Source organism: Olegusella massiliensis (assembly GCF_900078545.1).
Lineage (GTDB): Bacteria > Actinomycetota > Coriobacteriia > Coriobacteriales > Atopobiaceae > Olegusella > Olegusella massiliensis.
In genome coordinates this window covers 171870-193705 of sequence record NZ_FLLS01000002.1, presented here as the reverse complement: position 1 = coordinate 193705, position 21836 = coordinate 171870, and the positions used below count along the sequence as shown (strand labels likewise).

Below are 21836 nucleotides of genomic sequence, written 5' to 3'. Positions count from 1 at the left end.
CGGTGCTTGTGAGAAGATAAGTGTCAAGCAAAGCTAGCGGAAGGAAAGCTCATGAGCGATATCGTTTGTCCCAACTGCGGCACGCACTTTACCGTTGATGAAAGTGGTTACGCTCAAATTGTTGCGCAGGTGCGAGACAAGGAATTCAAACGTGAGCTTGAGGCACGCGAGAATTTGCTGCGCTCCGATAGTCAAAAGTCTCAGCAGCTTGAGCTAGCAAAACTTCGCGATCAGCTCTTGACTGATGCAGCCAAAGACAAGCAAATTGCTGCTCATGAGATTGCTCAGCGTGATGCCCAGCTAGCAGAACTTAAAGCTCAAATTAAGGCTGCTCAGGATACCCGTGATCAAGCAGTTCGTCTTGCTGAAACTCAAACTATCCAGCAGGTACAAACTCAGCTAGCCGAGCGTGATACGCATATCGCTCAACTGACAGCTCAGCTTGCTTCCCAAAAAGATACGCTTCAGGCACAAAACGAACTCGCACTTGCCAAGTTGTATGCTCAAGCGCAAAAAGAGCGAGATGAGCTGACTTCGCAACTCGCGCTCGCAAAAAGCGAAGCAGAACGTAGCGTTAATACCTTGCAGATGCAGATGTCTGAGCAGCTTGCCGGCCGTGATGCTCTCATCAAACTTCGCGAAGAAGAGATTTCGCAGCTTAAAGATATGAAATCTAAACTTTCGGTCAAGTTGGTAGGAGAGTCTTTAGAGCAGCATTGCCAAAACGAATTCAACAAGATTCGTATGGCCGCATTTCCTCAGGCATATTTTGAGAAAGATAACGATGCTTCCGAGGGTACGAAGGGGGATTTCATCTTTCGTGAAGAGGCTGACGATGGGGTTGAACTGCTCTCTATCATGTTTGAGATGAAAAATGAATCTGCTAGCTCGGATGCGCGCAACCAAAAGACGAATGAGCATTTTTTTGCCAAACTAGATGCTGATCGGCGTCGTAAGGGCTGTGAGTATGCTGTGCTTGTCAGTCTGCTTGAGCCTGAAAGTGAACTTTACAATCAAGGTATCGTGGATGTGTCCTATCGCTATCCCAAGATGTATGTCATCCGTCCACAGTTCTTTATTCCGTTAATTTCTTTTTTGCGTAATGCTGCTTTATCGGCAGCTGATGTTCGCCGTGAATTAGCTGAGATTCGTCAACAAAATATCGATGTGACACAGTTCGAAGAAAAGATGCAGAACTTCCAAGATGGTTTTTCCAAAAATTTTGCCGCTGCGTCAAAGCGTTTTGATGTGGCCATCGAGGAGATTGACAAGACAATCTCACATCTGCAAAAGGTTAAGGAAAACCTCTTATCTTCCGAAAACCAACTACGAATTGCTAATGACAAAGCGCAGGGTCTTACTATTCGCAAGCTTACTTGGGGCAATCCCACCATGCAGGAGAAATTCCGCCAACTTAATGAGTAGAGACTCGCTTTTTTCCTCCTATAAACAGCTTTCTGATTGAGATATACCCCCTAGGGGTATAATACCTTCAACTACAGCAGGGAAGAGGAGAGATTCGCATGGCGAAGCAGTGCGCATGTAAGCAGACACCTCGCTCGGATGAACTAAGAGGAGATGTTACTCGTCGCATCAATCGTGCGATTGGTCAGCTTAATGGTGTAAAAGCCATGATTGATGAAAATCGCTATTGTGGCGACGTGCTCACGCAGCTTGCTGCTGTGGAAAGCGCAGTTAAAGCAGTGAGCCGCATGGTGCTCAAGGAGCATTTAGAAACCTGTGTAGTTGAGCAGATCCAAGGGGGTAATACCGAAGTGCTTGATGAGCTTATGGCCCTACTTAAGAAATTTGGCGCGTAAAAACTGTTGCTACTCCAGCTTAAGGATGTGAGGCTGGGTTTGGGGAAAAATATGAAAGAAACTCTTGATATTACTGGCATGACTTGTGCTGCTTGTGCTGCTCGTGTGAGCAAAGCCGCAGCTGCGGTGCCAGGCGTGAGCGCTGCGGATGTTAACCTACTTAAAAACTCAATGACCCTAGATTATGATGGCTTGTCTGCAACAGTCCAGGCGGTCGTGGCAAGCGTAGAAAAAGCAGGTTATGGCGCTCTGCGTAGACAGCACTCAGATATAAGTAAAAAGGACGTTGCTGTTTCTGTGCCTGGAGAGATTGCGCGCAAGACTCAAGAAGAAAAGCTTCGCCAGTTCATCATCTCTACAATCTTTGAATTGCCGCTTTTTTATATTGCAATGGGACCCATGTTTGGATGGCCTCAATTGCTGTTTTTTATGGGCCAAGAAGGAATGATGGTACGGGCGCTTGTTGAGCTGCTTTTGTTGGTACCCATCCTTTTGGTTAATCGTCATTACTTTGTGCTTGGTTTTCGCAGCTTAGGGCAGCTATCGCCCAATATGGATAGTTTGATTGCTATTGGCTCTACCGCATCAGTAATGTATGCACTTGCAGCGACTCTGCGTATGGCTTGGGCGCTTGGTGGTAGCGATTTTACACAGGCGATGGCAGCTTCGCATGATTTGTACTTTGACTCTGCAGGTATGATTTTGACTTTGATTACCTTGGGTAAGTACTTTGAAGCTCGGGCAAAAGGCCACACTACTGATGCGATTGCTTCGCTTATGAATCTGGCCCCTAAAACGGCAAATGTTATGCGTGACGGAGAAGAGCAACAGATTCCTGCCGAGGAAGTACGCCTAGGTGAGCACGTTATCGTGCGCGCTGGTGAGTCTTTGCCCGTAGACGGTGTGGTAGTTGAAGGCTCTGCATTGGTAGATGAATCTGCAATCACAGGTGAGCCTCTTCCTGCAGAAAAAACGATAGGCTCAAAGGTGAGCGCTGCCACAACGAGCACCTCGGGATGGATGACAATTGAGGCTCAAGCAGTTGGAGATGATACGACACTTTCTGCCATTATCCGTTTGGTTGACGAAGCTACCAGTTCCAAAGCTCCTATCGAGCGTGTGGCAGACAAGATCGCTGGTGTATTTGTACCGGTAGTTATTGGTATTGCATTGATAGTGTTGATAGTTTGGTTGCTTTTGGGCGGAGGACTTTCAGTAGCGCTTATGCATGCGGTATCGGTACTGGTGATTTCTTGTCCCTGTGCTTTAGGTCTTGCTACTCCCACCGCCGTTATGGTGGGTACTGGTAGGGGAGCAGCATATGGCATCCTTATCAAGAGTGCTGAGGCTCTTGAGGGTGCGTGCAAGGTTGATACGGTCGTGATGGACAAGACAGGTACTATCACGGAGGGAGCACCTAAGGTCACCGATGTTGTAGTGGCAAAGGACATGAGTGAAGATAAGCTTGCAAGACTTGCTTATGCGCTTGAACAAAAAAGCGAACATGTTTTGGCGCGCGCTATCATGAGTTGGGCAGAAGCCTATAAGGCTCAAGGCGGACATGCTATTGCTGTGCAAAACTTTCAGCAAATTGATGGTGGTGGGCTGACAGGGATTTTGGAAGGTCAGCAGGTTTTTGCGGGGAATCGCCGTCTGATGGAGGCAAAAGGTGTCGAGCTGGGAGCTCTGCTCGCTGCGGCTGAGACTGTTGCAACCCAGGCTAAAACTCCAATCTTTTTTGCGGAAGGTGGGCGAGCTGTTGGCATGCTTGCCGTTGCAGATCCCATCAAAGTGAGTAGTGCTGAGGCGATATGTCGCCTGCGTCGCATGGGTATCAAAACCTTATTGCTTACTGGCGACCAGTTGACCACTGCAACAGCAGTAGCTCAAGCAGTGAGTGTTGATGAGGTTATTGCAGGTGTACTCCCGCAGGAAAAAGAGCAAAAAATTCGCGACCTGCAAAAGACGGGCAGTACGGTTGCTATGGTAGGTGATGGTATTAACGATGCACCCGCACTGGCTCGCGCCGATATTGGTATTGCTATTGGTGCAGGTACCGATGTTGCCATTGAATCAGCAGACATTGTATTGATGCACTCCGATCCCAACGATGTAGCAAGCTCTATCGACTTGTCGCAGGCAACGCTCAAAAAAATCAAGTCAGGTCTCTTTTGGGCGCTCTTTTACAATGCACTTTGCATTCCCATTGCGGCGGGCGTGCTTGTACCGTGGGGTATCCAAATAAATCCGATGATTGGCGCTGCAGCTATGGGAGCCTCGAGCTTTTTTGTGGTAAGCAACGCCTTGCTTTTGCGTTTATGGAAGCCAAAGAAGCTCAAATGTAGCAGTCAAAATATCAGCGTTATGCAAGAGAGTCAGTCTGCATTGACAGAAGGCGAGGAAGAAATGTCTCACAAGCAGCTCAAGGTTGAAGGCATGATGTGCCAACATTGCGCAGCTCATGTCACGCAAGCGCTTGAGGGTGTTAAGGGTGTCAAGAATGTCACTGTCAATTTGGAGGAGGGTACAGCTGATCTTGACGCAGGTTTGCTTGTTCGTGATAGCACACTTATCAAGGCAGTTGAAGAAGCAGGATATAAAGCACGTATTGTGTAAGTGACGCTTGCCGACCAAAACTGACCGCTTACCTAGAATCCGGGGCACTCCTGTGCCCCTTTTTTATAGCTGATAATAGAATAAAGGCAGTTGGAAACGTTTCCAGTAACGTTTCCAATAGCAAGAAAAACAAGTCTTGCACAGATGAGTCGAAGGGGGGAGACCTTGGCCACCATCAAAGACGTTGCAGCATTAAGCGGCGTTGCAGTGAGTACAGTCTCTCGCACAATCAATGCTCATCCCGATGTGAGCGCAGAAACTCGGGCCAAGGTTATGGCTGCTGTGCGCGAGCTTCGCTACGTACCCAATATCAGTGCTCGCGACCTTGTACAAACCCAAGCAAAGCATCTTGGCGTAGTAATTCGTGGTGCAGAAAACACCTTTTATACCCCCATCGTGCGAGCCATTGGACAGCGTATCGATCACGCTGGATACACCATGGTGATCGATCAACTTGAGTTTGATTCCGATGAAGTTGCTGCTGCGGCGGCACTTGCTCAGTCAAAGCGTCTACGCGGTGTTATCTTGCTTGGCGGTCGTTTTGACTATAATCCAGAGGATATTGCCTCTATTGGTGTTCCGGTTATTTGTTGTACTCATGCCAATCAATTTGGCAGCCTTGATGAACGTTGCTATTCCTCGGTTGCTATTGATGACGAGGCAACTGCTTTTCAGGCAACAAAAAAACTTATTGAACTGGGTCACAAGCATATAGCAGTACTTCTTTCGGCTACAGATGATCACTCTATCTCCGAGCTTCGCTATCACGGATATTGTTGTGCTCTTCGCGAAGCAGGATTGACGGTCGATGAAAATCTTGTTGTTCATGCCCTAGATTTTTCTCTTGAAGCAGCCTATTCAGGAATTCGCACACTCATTCAAAATCACCCCGAAGTAACCGCTCTTTTTGCGGTATCCGATTCGCTGGGAATTGCTGCGCTTAAGGGTCTTCATGATGAAGGCGTGATAGTTCCCCAGGAGTTTTCGCTCATTGCCATTGACGGAATTGAGCTGTCGTACTTTGCAATTCCCACCTTAACCACCTTAGTGCAACCCCAGATAGAGCTGGGAGAGCTTGCGGTTGACACGCTGCTTTCGATGCTCAATAAGGAGGATTTTACGCGGCACATCCGCGTGGAGACATATCTGCGGAAGGGAGGCACTATCGCTCCAGTCGCTTCGTAGATGCAGCAAAGTAGGTACGGCTTGTTATGTAGGGCACGAACGCATCATAAGATGCGGGAAGTATAAACAGAGGGAAAGGATTTGCTATGAGCAAGAAAATGACACGTAAGGCCTTCTTGGGTACCGCAGGTCTTGTTGCAGCAACAACTCTCGCTGCTTGCGGTGGCAAGAGTGGCAAGGGTGGTGCTGGTTCCTCCGCAGACGAGGGTGGCGCTACCGTTTATTGGCTCAACTTCAAGCCCGAGATTGATGAGCTTCTCCAGAAGCTCGCAAAGAAGTACAGCGATGAGAAGGGCGTCTCTGTCAAGGTTAAGACTGCAGCAGCGGGTATCTATGAGCAGTCCCTTACCGCTGACATGGACAAGGCTGACAAGGCCCCCACGCTCTTTGTTATTGGTAACGCCGCAGGCGTCAAGTCCTGGGGTGAATATGCAGTTGACCTCAAGGGCACCGCAATCCAGAAGGAAGAGATTGACGATACCTACGACCTCTTTGATGAGACGGGCAAGATGGTCTCCCAGGGTTACTGCTATGAGTGCTACGGCATCATCGTCAACAAGGACCTTGTTGAGAAGGCCGGCCACAGCATGGATGATATCACCAACTTTGATGGTCTCAAGAAGGTTGTCGAAGACATTCATGCTCGCAAGGATGAGCTTGGATTTGACGCCTTCACTGCATGTGATATGACCGATGACAGTTCTTGGCGCTTTACGGGCCACATGGCAAACCTCGAGTACTTCTATGAGGAGAAGAAGGCTGGCAAGAAGTGGGAGGAGTGCCCCAAGACCATCACAGGTGAGTTCTTGCCTAACTACAAGATGCTCTTTGATCTGTGCATTAATAACTGCACCGTTGATCCCAAGACCCTCTCTACCGATACTTCTTATTCCAATGGCCAGGAGTTTATCGATGGCAAGGCAGCCTTCGATATTCAGGGCAGCTGGCAGTATGCCACCTATGCAGAGGCACAGAAGAACACCACGATGATTCCGTATTATTGTGGTGTCGAAGGCGAGGAGAAGGCTGGCCTCAACTGCGGTACCGAGAACTGCTGGGCCATCAACGCTAACTCTTCTGAAGAGCAGCAGAAGGCAACCCAGGACTTCATGGTCTGGTTGGTGAGCGATGCAGACGCTTCTGCTCAGCTCGTCGAGCAGCTCGGTATTATGCCGTTCCAAAACGCTGCGAAGTCCACCAACGCCTATCTCAGCGATGCTGCTGCTTACACCGAGAAGGGCAACTATATCATGGACTGGGCTACCAACTATCAGCCCAACGTTGATGATTATCGTAAAGCTCTTGTCTCGGCTATGAATGCTTACTGCGCTGATCAGACCGATGCAAACTGGGAGGCAGTTAAAACTGCATTTGTCGATGGTTGGGCAACCCAGTACGCAAAGGCAAATGCCTAAGCTTGAGCAGTTCGTACTAGCGATTTAGTTTGGAGCCAGGGCGGGATGAAATTGCCCCGTCTTGGCTTTTTATCCAAATGCCCTTATGCATTGAATTCATTTTGAGAAGCAGAAAGGAGAGAGAATGGCTGCTAAGCTCAAGACGGGAAATTCAATCCGCCGGTCTACGCGCCATTGGGCATGGCTTTTTATTCTGCCAGTGTTTGCTGCATTTTGCATCGGCTTCATTTGGCCCTTTATCCAAGGCATGTATTTGTCGCTGTGTAGCTTTAGGCTTGTCTCCAACGCTCAGTTTGTTGGGTTTTCAAACTTTGCAACGGCTTTAGCTGATGAAAGTTTCCAGCACTCGTTCTGGTACACAGCTCTTACTGCAGTAGTAAGTCTTGTGCTCATCAATGTGCTGGCCTTTACCGTTGCCTACGTGCTTACCCAAAACATCAAGGGATCCAATCTTTTTCGTACGGTCTTCTTCATGCCCAACCTCATTGGTGGCATTGTTTTGGGTTATATCTGGTCGATGATTTTTGATGGCATATTGCGCGCCTATAACACGTCAATCTTGCTTAATACTTCCTACGGTTTTTGGGGCCTTATCATCTTGATGTGCTGGCAGCAGGTTGGCTATATGATGATTATTTATATTGCTGGTCTGCAGGCAGTGCCCGAGGATATGCTTGAGGCCGCCAAGATTGACGGTGCAACCAAGCTACAGACCCTCTTTAAGGTGACAATTCCCAACGTCATGCCCTCGATTACTATTTGCATGTTCTTGTCGCTCACTAATGGCTTTAAGCTCTTTGACCAGAACCTTGCTCTTACTGGTGGTCTGCCTTATATCATCCAGCCTGATGGCAATACCATCAATACGACTGAGATGTTGGCACTTAACATCTTCAACACCTTCTATGGCTCTGCTACGGCCGCTCGCGGTGTTGCACAGGCCAAGGCGGTCATCTTCTTTGTACTTGTCGCGGCACTTGGTTTGGCTCAGCTCTTTTACACCCGTAGAAGGGAGGTGCAGCAGTAATGGCAAAGACAAAAGAACAGACGCTCGCTGCCGAGCGTCGTACCAAGACTACCTTGTCGGTGACACTTGCAATCATCTGCATTGCTTGGGTGTTGCCCATGGTTGCCGTGGTTATCAACTCATTTAAGAAAAATACTTTTGTCAAGACCGAGACCTTTGCTTTGCCTACAGCAGAAAGCTTTGCTGGTTGGGGTAACTTCATCAAGGGAATGACCTTCGGTAACTATCCCTTTGCCAGCTCTGCTCTCTATTCGGTCATTATTACTGTTTTATCAGTAGCACTTATTTTGGTGTTCTGCTCGATGGCTGCTTGGTATATTCAGCGTGTAAACTCGCCATTTTGCAAGGTTGTATACTACCTGTGCGTCTTCTCGATGGTAGTGCCCTTCCAGATGGTTATGTTTACCCTATCTCGCACAGCCTATGTGTTACACATGGACAATCCCTTTACCATTCCTATCATTTATTTAGGTTTTGGTGCGGGTCTTGCCATCTTTATGTTCTCGGGCTTTGTGAAGGCAATTCCTCTTGAGATTGAAGAAGCTGCTGCAATTGATGGCTGCGGACCTGTTCGTACCTTCTTCCTCGTAGTATTGCCCATGCTTAAACCTACCCTGATATCTGTAGGTATCCTTGAAATAATGTGGGTCTGGAACGACTATCTCCTGCCCTATTTGGTACTTGATACCAATGAATACCGCACGATTCCTATTCATATTCAGTATCTCAAGGGTAGTTACGGCACCGTTGATTTAGGCGCAACGATGGCTTTGATTTTGCTTGCCATTATTCCTGTTGTTGCCTTCTATCTTGCCTGCCAGAAGCACATCATCAAGGGTGTCGCAGCTGGCGCCGTGAAGGGTTAGTCATGGAGAGATCGAGTGGCATCATAGCTCCACTATTTTCACTACCATCGCCTTATGGTATCGGTAGCTTAGGTGCCGCTGCATACGAGTGGATTGATTTTCTTGCAGCAGCAAAGCAGAGCTGGTGGCAATTGCTACCGGTAGGTCCTACGAGCTATGGAGATTCGCCTTACCAAAGTCCTTCGACTTTTGCAGGTAATCACTACTTGATCGACCTTGATTTGCTTGTCCAAGATGGACTTCTAGAGACCAAAGAGCTTATGGCAGTTGAGTGGGGAAATGATCCTGCGCGTGTTGATTATCAAGCACTCTATGAGCATCGCCTCTCACTTTTAGCCTTGGCTTGCGAGCGTGGCTGGCAGCGTGATGCTGCAAAAATTGCACGCTTTGCTCGGGAAAATGCCACGTGGCTTGATGACTATGCGTTGTTTATGGCCGTAAAGCGTCACTTTGGTATGGTTGCTTGGACTGATTGGCCTGATGAGGCTATTCGCCTTCATGAAAGCAAAGCTTGCGAAGCATATCGCATAAAGCTTGCGAGTGATGTTCGCCTCTTTGTGTATACGCAATATCTCTTTTTCCAGCAGTGGGAAGAATTGCGTTACTACGCACATAAACGGGGCGTGGGCATCATTGGTGACATGCCAATTTATGTGGCAATGGATTCTGCTGATGTCTGGGCGGAGCCTTCCAACTTTCAGTTGGATGAACTGAACGTCCCTACGTTTGTTGCAGGTGTACCACCTGATAATTTTTCAGCAACAGGTCAACTTTGGGGTAACCCTTTGTACGATTATGAGGCTATGGAAGCTGATGGTTTTGGCTGGTGGCGTCGCCGTGCTGCTGGTGCTGCTCGTCTGTTTGATGTTATTCGCATCGACCACTTCCGCGGTATCGAGAGTTACTGGGCGGTACCCTATGGTGCGACGACCACCAAAGGCGGCCACTGGGTCAAAGGTCCTGGCATCCGTCTTGTCCACGCTATTAAATCTGCCATTGGGGATTGCGGCTTGATTGCTGAGGATTTGGGTTACCTGACCACTGAAGTACGTGATTTGCTTGCTCAATCTGCCCTTCCGGGGATGAAGATTATGCAATTTGCCTTTGACTCACGCGATCAGGACAATACAGGCGTTATGCCAGAAGGCTATCCCCAAAATTGTGTGTGCTATGTGGGCTCTCATGACAACGCGCCTATTGCTGCATGGGCACAAGAGGTGCAAGCAAGTGATTTAGCTGCGGCAATCAAATATCTCAAGGCAAAAGATGAGTCCGATCTGCCTTGGGCTTTTGTGCGCGCAGGTATGGCAAGCAAAGCACAGCTTTTTATGGCACAGATTCAGGATTATCTGGGTCTTGGTGCAGATTCTCGTATCAATTCGCCGGGAATTCTCGGTGACAACTGGCAGTGGCGTCTTGTGCCTGGCCAGCTGAGTCAAAGTTTGGCGGCACACATTGCCGACCTCACCACCCAGTATGAAAGGAGTGTGAAGCACTCATGGCAACAGTAAGTCTACGTCATATCGAAAAGGTGTATCCCAACACCGAGGCAAAGAAGGGCTTGTTTGGCAAAAAAGCTCAGGCACCCAAGAAGAAGCACAATCTTAAGGTAACCGATGAGGGAGTTTTGGCAGTAGAGGACTTCAACCTCGAAATTGCTGACCGTGAGTTTGTTGTTCTTGTTGGACCTTCGGGCTGCGGTAAGTCTACTACCCTGCGTATGGTTGCGGGTCTAGAGGAGATTACCCGCGGTGAGCTGCTGATTGACGACAAACTTATGAATGATGTGGCGCCCAAGGATCGCGACATCGCGATGGTTTTCCAGAGCTATGCCCTTTATCCTCATATGACCGTGTATGACAATCTTGCTTTCCCCCTTAAACTTCGCAAGGTTGAGGCAAGTGAGATTGACCGCAAGGTTCGTGAAGCTGCAGAGATTTTAGGCATTACTGAGTACCTCGAGCGCAAGCCCAAAGCACTGTCTGGTGGTCAGCGTCAACGCGTTGCTATCGGTCGCGCTATTGTTCGTGAGCCCAAGGTTTTGCTCATGGATGAGCCGCTCTCCAACCTTGACGCAAAGCTGCGCAACCAGATGCGCGCAGAGATTATCAAGCTGCGTCAGCGTATTGACACTACCTTTATCTATGTCACGCACGATCAAACCGAGGCTATGACGTTGGGTGACAGCATTGTCATCATGAAAGATGGTGTGGTACAGCAGGTTGGCACCCCTCAGGAAGTCTTTGACCATCCTGCAAACCTCTTTGTTGCAGGCTTTATTGGTGTGCCTCAGATGAACTATTTTGATGCCGAGCTTGTACGCAAGGGTGATAGCTACTCGGTGGTCATAGGTGATGTTGTAGTTGAGCCAAGCTCAGATAAGCAGAAGCGTCTTCTTGCACATGATGTCCAGAGCCAGGCCATTACGCTGGGCGTTCGACCCGAGCACTTGGTACTTGATGCTAATGAACCTCCCGCAGCTAATACGCTTAATGGCAGCGTTGAAGTCTCCGAGATGATGGGTTCTTCAATTCATTTGCATCTGAATGCCAAGGGTCAAGACGTTATCGTTATTGTTCAGACTACCGAGCTAGCAAAGTCAGGATTAACAGCATTTGCTCCTGAAACGATGATCTCTTTCTCTTTCCCAGGCAATGCGGTACATCTCTTCTCTAAGGAAGACGAACATAACCTCGAGTTTTAAGCTCTAGATTTTACTTGCGCCCCCTCTGTCGGCAGCTCACTTTTTGTGGGCTGCCTTTTTGTGACAGGCCATCATGTCCGTTCCGTGCAGATTAGCTGGGGCTGGAAATTGCCTAGAGTGCGAGGCAAGCGCATGCTTTTACGTGCATTCCAAGGCTCTACTTAACGCCGCTTACGGGTTGGTTGGCAGTACTGCTGCGAGATTGAGTCAGTTTCGCTAAACTAAAAAATGACGACGACGCCCGGACGTAAGAGCCGGTGCGAACGGGAGGAAGGCAAGCTATGGCTGCACCTAAGGTTCTGTTCGTTGGCTCCGAATGCTACCCCTTTATTAAAACAGGTGGACTCGCTGATGTTATGGGCGCGCTGCCCAAGGCTTTGGTAGCCGATGGTGTGGATGTGCGCGTCATTATTCCCAAATACAGTGTCTTGCCCCAAGAGTATAAAGATCGCATGACGCATGTATGCGACTTTTGGATGGATATGGGAGGTATTGGTAACCATTTTGTGGGTGTTGAGACCTTCGACCAAGATGGTGTTACCTATTACTTCCTCGATAATGAGGATTTCTTTGGTTGGGGCGCACCCTATACCAATATGTATGACGACATCGAAAAGTTCATTTTCTTTGATAAAGCGGTACTAGCAGCATTACCTGTTATTGGTTGGATTCCTGATATCATCCATTGTCACGATTGGCAAGCAGGGCTTGTGCCCGTGTTTTTACGTACGCTTTTTTATGACACGGATCTTTCGCGCAATACCAAATGTGTAATCACCATTCACAACCTGCGTTTCCAAGGTATTTGTGAACGCGAGCGCATGCAGCGCGTTTCGGGTATTCCTGATGAGGCATTTGCACTGGATAAATGTGGTTATTCAAGTGCAGCAAATGCCTATCGCAATGATGCCAACATGCTCAAGGGTGGCATTGTTTACGCTGACCGAGTAACTACGGTATCTGAGACATATGCAGGAGAGATCCAGACTAGTGAGTATGGCGAAGATCTTGATGGCATTATGCGCTACCATGCCTCCAAGATGGTGGGTATTGTTAACGGTATTGACTATGAGGTCAACAACCCCAAGACTGATAAGCATCTGACCTATAACTATTCCTCGCGCAATGTCATTAAAGGCAAGGCCGAAAACAAGCTGGCACTTCAGCGTGAACTTGACCTTGTTGTGGATCCAAGCAAGATGGTCATTGGTTTGATTTCGCGTCTTACCAACCAAAAGGGGCTCGACTTGGTGGGTACCATTGCTGAGGATATGGTTGCTGACGGTAATACGCAGTTTGTTTTGCTTGGTACAGGCGACAGCAATCTTGAAAATATGTTCCGCGATCTTGAGTGGCGTCACCACGGTACCGTTTCTAGTTCCATCATGTACTCGAGCGAGCGGTCTTCCAAGATTTATGCAGCAGCCGATGCTATGTTGGTACCTAGTCGTTTTGAGCCCTGCGGCCTCACACAACTTATTGCGATGCGTTATGGTGCACTGCCTATTGTGCGTGAAACTGGTGGTCTGCGTGACACGGTTGAGCCGTATAACGAATATGATGAGACAGGCGTGGGCTTCTCGTTTAACCACTACAATTCATGGTTGCTGCTCAATGCGATTAACTATGCCAAGACGGTTTACTTTACGCGCAGGCACAGTTGGGATGCGATGGTATGCCGTGCTATGACTCGTGACTTTAGCTGGAACGTCTCTGCCAAGCGCTACGAAGAGCTTTACCAAAATATGCTGAGCTAGACCGCTAGCAGGGCACGGGAAGAAAAAGTAGAAATCTTAGTGCGTAGCGCTTAGATTTCCTTCTTTTGGGTACCATATGTTTGTTGATTCTGTATCCAATCGAAGGGGGCATTGCGCTATGCACCAATTTAAGACTGAGTCCAAAAAGCTCTTGGACCTTATGATTAACTCTATCTACACCAATCGCGAGATTTTCTTACGTGAACTTGTCTCTAACGCGTCTGATGCGGTTGATAAGCTGCATTTTGCAAGCCTGACTGACCCTGCTTGTAAACTGGGGGATGACGAACTACAGATTCGCCTGAGCGTGGATAAAGATGCGCATACGTTGACGATTTCGGACAACGGTATTGGCATGAGCGCAGAGGATCTTGATCGTAATCTAGGTACCATTGCACATTCTGGGTCAGAGGAATTCAAGGCAGCCAATACGCAGGCGGCAGATGAGGAAAACGAGGATAATCCCCATAGCGCAGCTGAGATTATTGGTCAGTTTGGCGTGGGCTTTTATTCTGCCTTTATGGTGGCAAAGAACGTGCGCGTGGTAAGTCGTGCCTTTGGCTCTGATGAGGCTCATGTGTGGGAGTCCAATGGCCTTGATGGCTACAGTGTTAATCCTATCGATGCAGATGCATTGCTTGAGGGTCGCAATCATGGTACCGATGTTATCTTGACGTTGCGCGATGATACCGACGACGAAAAATATAGCGGCTATTTGGAAGAGTGGCAGCTGCGTGATTTGATTAAACGCTATTCCAACTATGTACGTTATCCCGTGCGTATGCTGGTGACTAAGAGTCGCCAAAAGCCTGCCCCTGAGCCCAAGCCCGAGGATTATACGCCTGAGTGGGAAGAGTATACCGAGCTCGAGACACTAAATTCTATGACACCTATTTGGCGCCGTCGTCCCTCTGAGGTGAGTCAGGACGAATACGATGAGTTCTATGAGCAAAGCTTCCATGATTATTCGAAGCCTTTGCGCACCTTCTCTCTGCATGCCGAAGGGACGCTTGAATATAATGCACTGCTCTTTGTGCCTAGTGAGCCTCCCTTTGATCTTTATAGTCGTGACTATGAAAAAGGCCTGCAACTCTATAGTCGTGGTGTGTTAATCCAGGATAAGTGCGCAGATTTACTTCCTGACTATTACAACTTTGTTCATGGTGTAGTTGACAGTCCCGATATCGCACTCAATATCTCGCGTGAAACCCTGCAACAGACGCGTCAGCTTCAGGCAATTGCTCGGCGTGTAGAGCGCAAGATTTCCAGTGAACTGCAGACCATGCGCAACGATGCACGCGAAGACTATGAGAAGTTCTTTGAGCACTTTGGCCGTGGCCTAAAGTACGGTATTTACGCTAGTTATGGTGCCAAGAAAGATTCGCTTGCAAACTTGTTGCTGTATTGGTCGGCACAGCAGGGGAAACTGGTGACCTTGGCCGAGTATGTAGCTGCTATGCCTGAAGGACAAGATGTTATTTACTATGCTGCAGGTGAAGATCGCGAGCGTCTAGAAAAGATGCCCGTGGTGCATTCAGTGCTTGACCATGGCTTTGACGTGCTGTTGATGACAGAAGATGTTGATGAGTTCTGCTTGCAAATGATGCGCGACTACCGCTGGACCCCTGAGGCCAAAGAAGGTGAGGAAGCCAAGGAGCGCACGTGCGCATTCAAAAACGTTAGCTCAGGCGAGCTTGATTTGGCAACGGATGAGGAAAAGAAACAAGCCGAGGAAACAGCGGATGAAAACAAGGAACTGCTTGAAGCTATGAAGGCAGCGTTGGGTGATGCAATTTCAAAAGTTGCCGTATCGCCGCTTGCCACAGATGCTCCTGCCGTCATTGCCTCCGAAGGTCCCATTTCTCTGGAGATGGAGCGTGTCATATCTGAAGGTCCCGAAGGTATGCCCCAGATTGGTGCTCAGCGTGTCCTGCAGCTTAATGCAACGCATCCTGTCTTTGAAAAGTTGCGCGCGGCTCAGCAGGCAGGAGATACCGACAAGCTCAATTTGATGAGTTCATTGTTGTTAGATCAAGCATTGCTTATGGCGGGCCTTCCTGTGAAAGATCCTGTAAACTTTGCCCAAAATGTGTGCAAGTTGATGGCATAAATCCAGCTAGACAGCCTCATTAGTACAAACATGAGCGAAACGGTTTTGCCTTACGTGGCAGAACCGTTTCGTGGTATCTCAGAAGTTAGATAGGCAGACATTTTGTGTCGTCTGCATGCGTTAGGATAAATAACAAAGACAGATACAAGGGGGCAACGTGGCAGACCAAACTAATGATGAGCTTTGGCAGACTTCACTTTTTGGTGAAGACAAACAGCTGAATACAACTCCTCAATCTCCTGCACAAACGCCTGCCGAGCGAGCAGTTGAACTTCGCGCCATTCTTGACCGCGCTGCTTATCAATACTATGTGCAAGATAACCCCGAGTTGACTGACGCGCAGTTTGATCGCTATTTGCGCGAGCTGCAGCATATCGAAGCAGAGCACCCTGAGTTATTGACGCCTGATTCTTATACTCAGCGTATCGGTGGTTTTGTTGACCGTGCGTTTATGCCAGTAACGCATGCACAACGCATGTATTCCATCGATGATGCCATGAACCTTGAAGAGTTGGATGAGTGGCTTGAACGCACGGTAGAGTCGTTGGGTGGTAAAGATGTTGCCTTTACCTGTGAGCTAAAGATTGATGGCTTGGGCGTTGCTCTAACCTATCGTGATGGAAGATTAATACGTGCAGCTACGCGTGGTGATGGCACGACGGGCGAGGATGTTACCGCAAACGTGCTAACGATTGCTGATGTACCTCGTACTTTGGCACAAGCAGGACTTGCGCATGTGACAGGCGGTGGTTTAGGGCAATCCATTGAGGTCCGCGGGGAAGTTTACATGCCCAAGCACAGTTTTGTACGCCTCAATGAGGATGCCGATGCTGCTGGTCTTCAGCCTTTTGCTAATCCGCGCAATGCTGCAGCAGGTAGTTTGCGCCAAAAAGATTTTAAGGTGACGGCTGCGCGTGATCTAGCAACCTTTATCTATGCGGTGGCTGATGAGGAACCACTCGCCGTTAACACGCAAGCTGATTTTTTAGATTGGCTACGCGACTGTGGTTTTCATGTCAACCCGCATGCGCGTCGCTGCGCCTCTGCGGCTGAGGTACATGCCTACTGTGAAGCTGCGCTTGCTCATAGAGAAGAGCTTGACTATGACATTGATGGCGTTGTGGTAAAAGTTGATTCGCTTGCAGGTCAAGCCGCGCTGGGCGCTACCGCCCGTGCACCACGCTGGAGTATTGCTTTCAAATTTCCGCCTGAGGAGAAGACCACAGTGCTGCGTGAAATTCGCATTCAAGTAGGTCGTACAGGCGTGTTGACACCAGTGGCAGAATTTGATCCCGTCGTGGTTTCAGGCTCAACGATTGCGCGTGCTACCTTGCACAATCTTGATGAAATTCGTCGCAAAGATGTGCGAGTGGGCGATACCGTGATTGTTCGTAAAGCAGGGGACGTTATTCCCGAGATAGTAGGACCTGTGCGTGAGTTACGTCCCGCTACTGCTGTTGAGTTTGAAATGCCTACGCATTGTCCCAGCTGTGGGTCGCTTGTTGTGCGCGAAGAAGGCGAGGTGGCTTTCCGGTGCGTATCTCTTGACTGTCCTTCTCAAGCAACAGAGCGTTTGCTGCACTGGGTAAGTCGTGGTGCGATGGATATAGATGGTCTGGGAGACCAAATCGTTGAGCGTATGGTTGCCCAAGGTCTACTGAGCGATGTGGCAGACTTTTACTACCTAACGGCCGCGCAGCTCGCTGCCGTTGAAACTGGCCGTAGCTACGAGACCACCGGCAAAGACCATGAAGCTGGAGAGGCGATTCTTGTAGGAAAAACCATTGCTACAAAAGTGATGAGCGAAATTGAAGAGTCCAAGAGTCGTGGTTTGGCACGTGTGCTTTTTGGTCTGGGTATTCGTATGGTAGGTGCTCATGTTGCTCGCTTGCTCGCTCAGCATTTTGGCAGCCTTGAGGCTCTACAGCTTGCAAGCGAAGAAGATATTGCACAGGTTGAGGGCATTGGACCCAAAATTGCTGCATCGGTTGTGTCTTTCTTTAGGGTTGCCGATAACCTTGCGGTAATTGAGCGCTTGCGGCAGGCAAACGTTATGCTCGAAGAACAACGACAGGATGAAGCGATTCCTCAGACTCTATCCGGTTTGACTTTTGTCCTCACGGGTACGCTTCCTCATCATGGGCGCAGCGAAGTGAAAAATGCTTTGCTTGCTCTCGGCGCCAAGGTATCTGGTTCGGTTTCAAAAAAGACGAGTTTTGTGATTGCAGGAGAGGCTGCAGGATCCAAGCTTACCAAAGCCGACCAGTTAGGGGTGCCTATTTTGAATGAAGAAGCTCTTGAGCATATTTTGGCAACAGGCGAGAGGCCTATGCCCGAGTAAAATGTGCGCCACAGATAATTTGTAGGCAAACAAGCGGCCGGGGAGAGGAAACGGCTGCTTGTTTGATTCTTGCAAGAGGGGGAGGGTCGATGACCCTAGTAGAGATTTTGCTGTTGGGGCTTGCGCTCTCAGCAGATGCTTTCTCGGTGACTGTTTCCAACACCTTTATCTATAGCGAAGAACCTAAGCGCCGTCTGATGTTGATGCCACTTTTCTTTGGAGTATTCCAGGCTTTGATGCCGCTCTTGGGCTATTTCTTGGGCAGTGTGGCTGCTTTTCTTATCGAGCGTTACGCAGGCTTGGTGACCCTCGTGATTTTGGGCATTATTGGTGGCCATATGATTTGCGAAGGTGGCAGCGCTCTACTTGCCGCACGCCGCAGTAAAAACATCGAGGGCGAGGTCTGCGCTGTTCGCCGTCGTATGACCTTGACTACGTTGTTTTTTCAGGCAGTGGCTACCGCTATCGATGCCTTTGCGGTAGGTGTGAGCCTGCGTGCGCAGTCGGTAAACCTTGCGTTTTCGGTTACTACCATTGGCCTCACTACGGCACTTTGTTGCGTCATCGCGATTGTGCTGGGCAAGAAATTGAGCACATTGCTGGGTAATCGAGCTGAAGTTGTAGGCGGTATCGTTCTTGTAGGAATTGGCCTCAAAGCTTTCTTTGGCATATAGCTTAGGTACCCATGCAGACAAAAAGAGTGCTGCAATAGCGCGCTCAAAAACCGTAGACGCTACCCCATATCGGGCTTACCATCAAAGTTAAGACTATTGACGATTTGCGCAAAGCCTTTGCGGTCACCCGAGGACAAGCAGTGTGACAATGATTCCCAGCGCTCAAGACCCAAATGATAGAGGTCAGGGAAACTTTCAGTTCGTGGTTTACCATCGGCAGGATTAATCCATCTACGCTGCTCAAGATTTGCTGCTGCACAGGCGTCGCTCTCACTGACCACATGCGTCATGGCCAAAATTCGCGAGTAGTGATTTGGACGTATCAGTTGCTCGATCTTTGTTGCGAGGCGCGTGTGCATACTACCTGCTGGTTCAATAAAACGATAAACCAATTCGTAATCAGCAACCGCTCCACCATAGGCAGCAACACCTATTGGCAAACCGTAGACCTGCAGTCCAACTTGGGCCATCAGTGCACCTGCGACTTGTGAAATGCGTTCGGTACGTGCTAGATAAGAATACGTGGGCACATCTGTAACGTTTATGCCACGTAGCTGGCGCAGCATCCAAACGTCAATTTCGCTTTCGAGCAGAGCGTGGATTTCTTCGCTAGCATCTTCAAGACCATATGCAGCGCGTGCCAGCTCATCCTGTTGAGCATAAATCAGCGGATGAGCGGCACTATCGAGTGCATAGTGGCCTAAATAGCCCAATGACCAAGCAAGGCCGATGCGCTCGTCTTCGCAACGCAGGTGACTTACCGCATCGCGTAGTACCCAAAATGCATCAACAATCTTACGTTCGTGGAGTTCCCACCCTAGTTTGTGGCAGAGTTTGGCCTGTTCAGGAAAGGTGCTTATACAGGCAAAGAGGGGGTCGGGACCCTGATTGCCCAATAGAAAGGCAAGGAGCTCCTCTTCGTCACTCACAATATCTTTAGGTAGAAGTTTTGCGGCATCTTCGCCAAAGAGGTGATGAGTAATAATAGCTGGCATCTATATTCTCCTTATAGCAACAGCCGCGCAAGGCGGCTGTTGGAAATAACAAATACATCCTATCCCAAGGCGAGCCATTTCGCTTGGTGATTTAACCACCAATACGTCCCCAGACAGTCCCTTCGTGCCCAGCGCCCGTGCGGAATTTGACGCCGTCGCCAAAAAGCTGCTTATATTGCAGGGTCTGTAGATCAAGACGTAGTCGGGCAGCGGGCGTGCCTGCCTTTTGCGCGGCTTTCGTGCTGATATCATTCCACGTGCCTGACTTATCTTGGTAGCCCAAGAGGTTAAGAACAGGCATGTCGCTATGGCGCATAACCAGCTCAGCTTTGTTGAGGTCGGTGAGCGGACCACCGATGAGCTGCAGCATATCGGCTGCAAGGAAGTTGGTACTGGTATCGAGCTGCTGGTTTTTCTTTGAACCAGCAACATCATAGTTAGCCCAAATCATGTATTCAGTAGTGCGTTCACGCTCCTGATGCACCAAATCGGATGGATCATCGGTGATGAGTTTGTTGTACTCATTTGCAATGGAAGGCTGATGGTCACCAAAAAAGACCACCACAACCTTGCGATCAAGCTTGGAGAGTTGCTCTAAGAACTTCTCCATTGCACGGTCCGACTCATCGATAAGAGCCAGATACTCATCCAAAGCAGGGTTATTAATACCATGTACGCGGTAGTGCTTGACCATATCTGTAGGCAGAGCGCCTGTCTCATAACCGCCGTGATTTTGCATAGTGACATTGAGGAAGAACTGCGGGTTTTTGCTGGTCGTAAGACTCTCATAAATCTTGTCGTAAGTTGCCTCATCGGTAACCATGTTGCGTAGGCGATCAGCGCCAGTAAAGTCGTTGATATCAAGGAAACGATCAAAGCCAAAGGTAGGGTAGACCACATCGCGTCCCCAGTTAGTGGCAAGGTTAGGATGCATCGCAATGGTGTCATACCCCAGTTTTTTGAAGCTGGCGGCCATGTTAGGTACACCCTCCATGTTATAGACCATGTAGGGATAGACACCAGAACCCATAAATGCCATCGAGCAGCTTGTCATCAACTCCCACTCAGAGTTGCAGGTACCTCCACCGTAAGGTGCAACGTAGAGAGCGCCCTTGGCGAGTGCACCCTGATAGTTTTTGAACCATTCAGGCCCGTTGTATGCGCCGCCCAGATTTGCATAGCGGGATAAATCAGAATAAGACTCATTCATGATACAGATAACAGAGGGCTTCTCCTCATTGAACTGCTTGACCGCGGCTTTGTGCTCGGCGGTAGCGCCCAGAGTAGCGTCATACTGGGCAACATAGTTAGCAAAGAGCTTTTCGGCAGATTCGTTGGAGTAGCCTTTGGGCTTTTCGGGATTGAAAGATTGAAGCTGGGTTAAAAAGGAGCTTATAAAGCCCTCCCGCCAGTAGCTTTCTAGAGGAATCCAAGCGTTATAGACAATATTAAAAGTATTTCCAAAGCTAATTTGCGTGCAACCCAGACCAAGTACGAGGCAAGTGGCAGCGCTAACCAATAAGTTTGCACCGACGGCTGCAAGCTTTTTTGTGTGCTTGGGTTTGGGAGTGAGTGACAGCATCAAGATTACCAAAGCAAGCAAAGCCACAGAGAGCAAAACCTTGCCATTGATAGCGTAGGTATAGCCACCACCGACAGCTGCAGCAGTACCCAATGCCAAGATATCGCCTGCCATGATAGGGGTGTTTTTGAAGGTAACCACAAAGAATTCGGCAATACCAGCGAGCTCAAAAATAAGAGCGGCGATTGTGGCACCAACACCAGAACGCTGAGTCAAAAAATGGAGCGCTACCATCACAAGCAAAATGATAGCAATCTCAAGAATCATGCCTTCAATCCAGAAACTGTCAATACGTGGGTTTGAAGGCAGCTCAATGCACACAAATGTGAGATAAGCGCCTAACAGCAACATGAGTGCCTCAAGAATTTGAGGTGCAGGTTTGTGAAGCTCAGAAAGTTTATTGCGGATGTTGTTGTGCCAAAGCGACACAATCGAGCCAGTTGTTAATGCAGCGCTAAGAGCAACGCGCTCCAGCAAACCTGCGTTCACAAGCCCTGCTATATCGTAGATGCCAATACCTATAAGAAGAAGAGTAAAGACAATGCTCCAACCCCAATCAGCAGGTCTCATATCGTCTTTCTTGAATTTGCGCGGCACAAGTACATAAGCTGCTATCACAAGACAGAGAAAAACAAACTCAATAGCAAACATGACAACACTTTCGACGGGCTTTACGAGTTGACTCCAATAGGTATAAGTTTCCCACGGTGTACATGGATATAAACTTAAGACAGTTGAAAATTA

15 protein-coding genes are annotated in these 21836 nt (G+C 48.8%); 13 read left to right on the top strand and 2 right to left on the bottom strand.

Features of this window, described 5'->3' with window-relative positions:
* Positions 1 to 51 precede the first annotated feature (51 nt).
* From BN4314_RS01070 to BN4314_RS01010, 13 genes are all read left to right on the top strand, one after another.
* Positions 52 to 1425 carry a DUF2130 domain-containing protein gene (locus BN4314_RS01070; RefSeq protein ID WP_021735120.1) on the top strand — a complete coding sequence of 458 codons (1374 nt, stop codon included), beginning with the start codon at positions 52 to 54 and terminating at the stop codon, positions 1423 to 1425.
* 98 nt (positions 1426 to 1523) lie between these two features.
* Positions 1524 to 1820, top strand: a complete 297-nt coding sequence (locus BN4314_RS01065) for a metal-sensing transcriptional repressor (RefSeq protein ID WP_021734961.1) — start codon at positions 1524 to 1526, stop codon at positions 1818 to 1820.
* 51 nt (positions 1821 to 1871) lie between these two features.
* The gene (locus tag BN4314_RS01060; protein ID WP_035097817.1) at positions 1872 to 4436 is read left to right on the top strand and encodes a heavy metal translocating P-type ATPase; all 2565 of its coding nucleotides are present in this window, start codon (positions 1872 to 1874) and stop codon (positions 4434 to 4436) included.
* A 144-nt stretch (positions 4437 to 4580) separates the two neighbouring features.
* Entirely contained in the window at positions 4581 to 5621 is a 1041-nt protein-coding gene (locus tag BN4314_RS01055) for a LacI family DNA-binding transcriptional regulator (protein ID WP_081700904.1), read from the top strand.
* Positions 5622 to 5707: 86 nt separating this feature from the next.
* Positions 5708 to 7036 carry an ABC transporter substrate-binding protein gene (locus BN4314_RS01050; RefSeq protein ID WP_068539307.1) on the top strand — a complete coding sequence of 443 codons (1329 nt, stop codon included), beginning with the start codon at positions 5708 to 5710 and terminating at the stop codon, positions 7034 to 7036.
* 124 nt (positions 7037 to 7160) lie between these two features.
* Positions 7161 to 8063 (top strand): carbohydrate ABC transporter permease, encoded by a 903-nt coding sequence (locus tag BN4314_RS01045; RefSeq protein WP_021734980.1) that lies wholly within the window; start codon positions 7161 to 7163, stop codon positions 8061 to 8063.
* On the top strand, positions 8063 to 8929 hold the full coding sequence (locus BN4314_RS01040) for a carbohydrate ABC transporter permease (RefSeq protein WP_021734901.1): 867 nt from the start codon (positions 8063 to 8065) through the stop codon (positions 8927 to 8929). Before BN4314_RS01045 ends, BN4314_RS01040 begins: the two co-directional genes overlap by 1 nt.
* A 2-nt stretch (positions 8930 to 8931) precedes the next feature.
* Positions 8932 to 10440, top strand: a complete 1509-nt coding sequence (gene malQ / locus BN4314_RS01035) for a 4-alpha-glucanotransferase (protein ID WP_021735084.1) — start codon at positions 8932 to 8934, stop codon at positions 10438 to 10440.
* The gene (locus BN4314_RS01030) at positions 10428 to 11633 is read left to right on the top strand and encodes an ABC transporter ATP-binding protein (protein ID WP_021735065.1); all 1206 of its coding nucleotides are present in this window, start codon (positions 10428 to 10430) and stop codon (positions 11631 to 11633) included. Before malQ ends, BN4314_RS01030 begins: the two co-directional genes overlap by 13 nt.
* Before the next feature lie 281 nt (positions 11634 to 11914).
* On the top strand, positions 11915 to 13390 hold the full coding sequence (locus tag BN4314_RS01025) for a glycogen synthase (protein WP_021734837.1): 1476 nt from the start codon (positions 11915 to 11917) through the stop codon (positions 13388 to 13390).
* Between the two features lie 118 nt (positions 13391 to 13508).
* Complete coding sequence (gene htpG, locus BN4314_RS01020) at positions 13509 to 15500, top strand: molecular chaperone HtpG (protein ID WP_021735087.1); 1992 nt, start codon at positions 13509 to 13511, stop codon at positions 15498 to 15500.
* 157 nt (positions 15501 to 15657) lie between these two features.
* On the top strand, positions 15658 to 17841 hold the full coding sequence (gene ligA, locus BN4314_RS01015) for an NAD-dependent DNA ligase LigA (RefSeq protein WP_021734979.1): 2184 nt from the start codon (positions 15658 to 15660) through the stop codon (positions 17839 to 17841).
* Between the two features lie 89 nt (positions 17842 to 17930).
* Positions 17931 to 18515 carry a manganese efflux pump MntP gene (locus BN4314_RS01010; protein WP_068539305.1) on the top strand — a complete coding sequence of 195 codons (585 nt, stop codon included), beginning with the start codon at positions 17931 to 17933 and terminating at the stop codon, positions 18513 to 18515.
* A gap of 59 nt (positions 18516 to 18574) precedes the next feature.
* Here the strand turns inward: BN4314_RS01010 and BN4314_RS01005 are convergent, their stop codons facing one another.
* Both BN4314_RS01005 and BN4314_RS01000 read right to left on the bottom strand, forming a co-directional pair.
* Positions 18575 to 19510, bottom strand: coding sequence for a zinc dependent phospholipase C family protein (locus BN4314_RS01005; RefSeq protein ID WP_021734957.1), 936 nt, complete (start codon positions 19508 to 19510; stop codon positions 18575 to 18577).
* A gap of 91 nt (positions 19511 to 19601) precedes the next feature.
* Positions 19602 to 21743: an LTA synthase family protein gene (locus tag BN4314_RS01000; RefSeq protein ID WP_021735118.1), complete on the bottom strand. Its 2142-nt coding sequence runs from the start codon at positions 21741 to 21743 to the stop codon at positions 19602 to 19604.
* Positions 21744 to 21836 lie beyond the last annotated feature (93 nt).

Excerpts from the sequence above, each read along its gene's own strand:
- BN4314_RS01070 (WP_021735120.1), top strand. The coding sequence starts at position 52 with ATGAGCGATATCGTTTGTCCCAACTGCGGCACGCACTTTACCGTTGAT.
- BN4314_RS01065 (WP_021734961.1), top strand. The coding sequence starts at position 1,524 with ATGGCGAAGCAGTGCGCATGTAAGCAGACACCTCGCTCGGATGAACTA.
- BN4314_RS01060 (WP_035097817.1), top strand. The coding sequence starts at position 1,872 with ATGAAAGAAACTCTTGATATTACTGGCATGACTTGTGCTGCTTGTGCT.
- BN4314_RS01055 (WP_081700904.1), top strand. The coding sequence starts at position 4,581 with ATGAGTCGAAGGGGGGAGACCTTGGCCACCATCAAAGACGTTGCAGCA.
- BN4314_RS01050 (WP_068539307.1), top strand. The coding sequence starts at position 5,708 with ATGAGCAAGAAAATGACACGTAAGGCCTTCTTGGGTACCGCAGGTCTT.
- BN4314_RS01045 (WP_021734980.1), top strand. The coding sequence starts at position 7,161 with ATGGCTGCTAAGCTCAAGACGGGAAATTCAATCCGCCGGTCTACGCGC.
- BN4314_RS01040 (WP_021734901.1), top strand. The coding sequence starts at position 8,063 with ATGGCAAAGACAAAAGAACAGACGCTCGCTGCCGAGCGTCGTACCAAG.
- malQ (WP_021735084.1), top strand. The coding sequence starts at position 8,932 with ATGGAGAGATCGAGTGGCATCATAGCTCCACTATTTTCACTACCATCG.
- BN4314_RS01030 (WP_021735065.1), top strand. The coding sequence starts at position 10,428 with ATGGCAACAGTAAGTCTACGTCATATCGAAAAGGTGTATCCCAACACC.
- BN4314_RS01025 (WP_021734837.1), top strand. The coding sequence starts at position 11,915 with ATGGCTGCACCTAAGGTTCTGTTCGTTGGCTCCGAATGCTACCCCTTT.
- htpG (WP_021735087.1), top strand. The coding sequence starts at position 13,509 with ATGCACCAATTTAAGACTGAGTCCAAAAAGCTCTTGGACCTTATGATT.
- BN4314_RS01010 (WP_068539305.1), top strand. The coding sequence starts at position 17,931 with ATGACCCTAGTAGAGATTTTGCTGTTGGGGCTTGCGCTCTCAGCAGAT.
- BN4314_RS01005 (WP_021734957.1), bottom strand. The coding sequence starts at position 19,510 with ATGCCAGCTATTATTACTCATCACCTCTTTGGCGAAGATGCCGCAAAA.
- BN4314_RS01000 (WP_021735118.1), bottom strand. The coding sequence starts at position 21,743 with ATGTTTGCTATTGAGTTTGTTTTTCTCTGTCTTGTGATAGCAGCTTAT.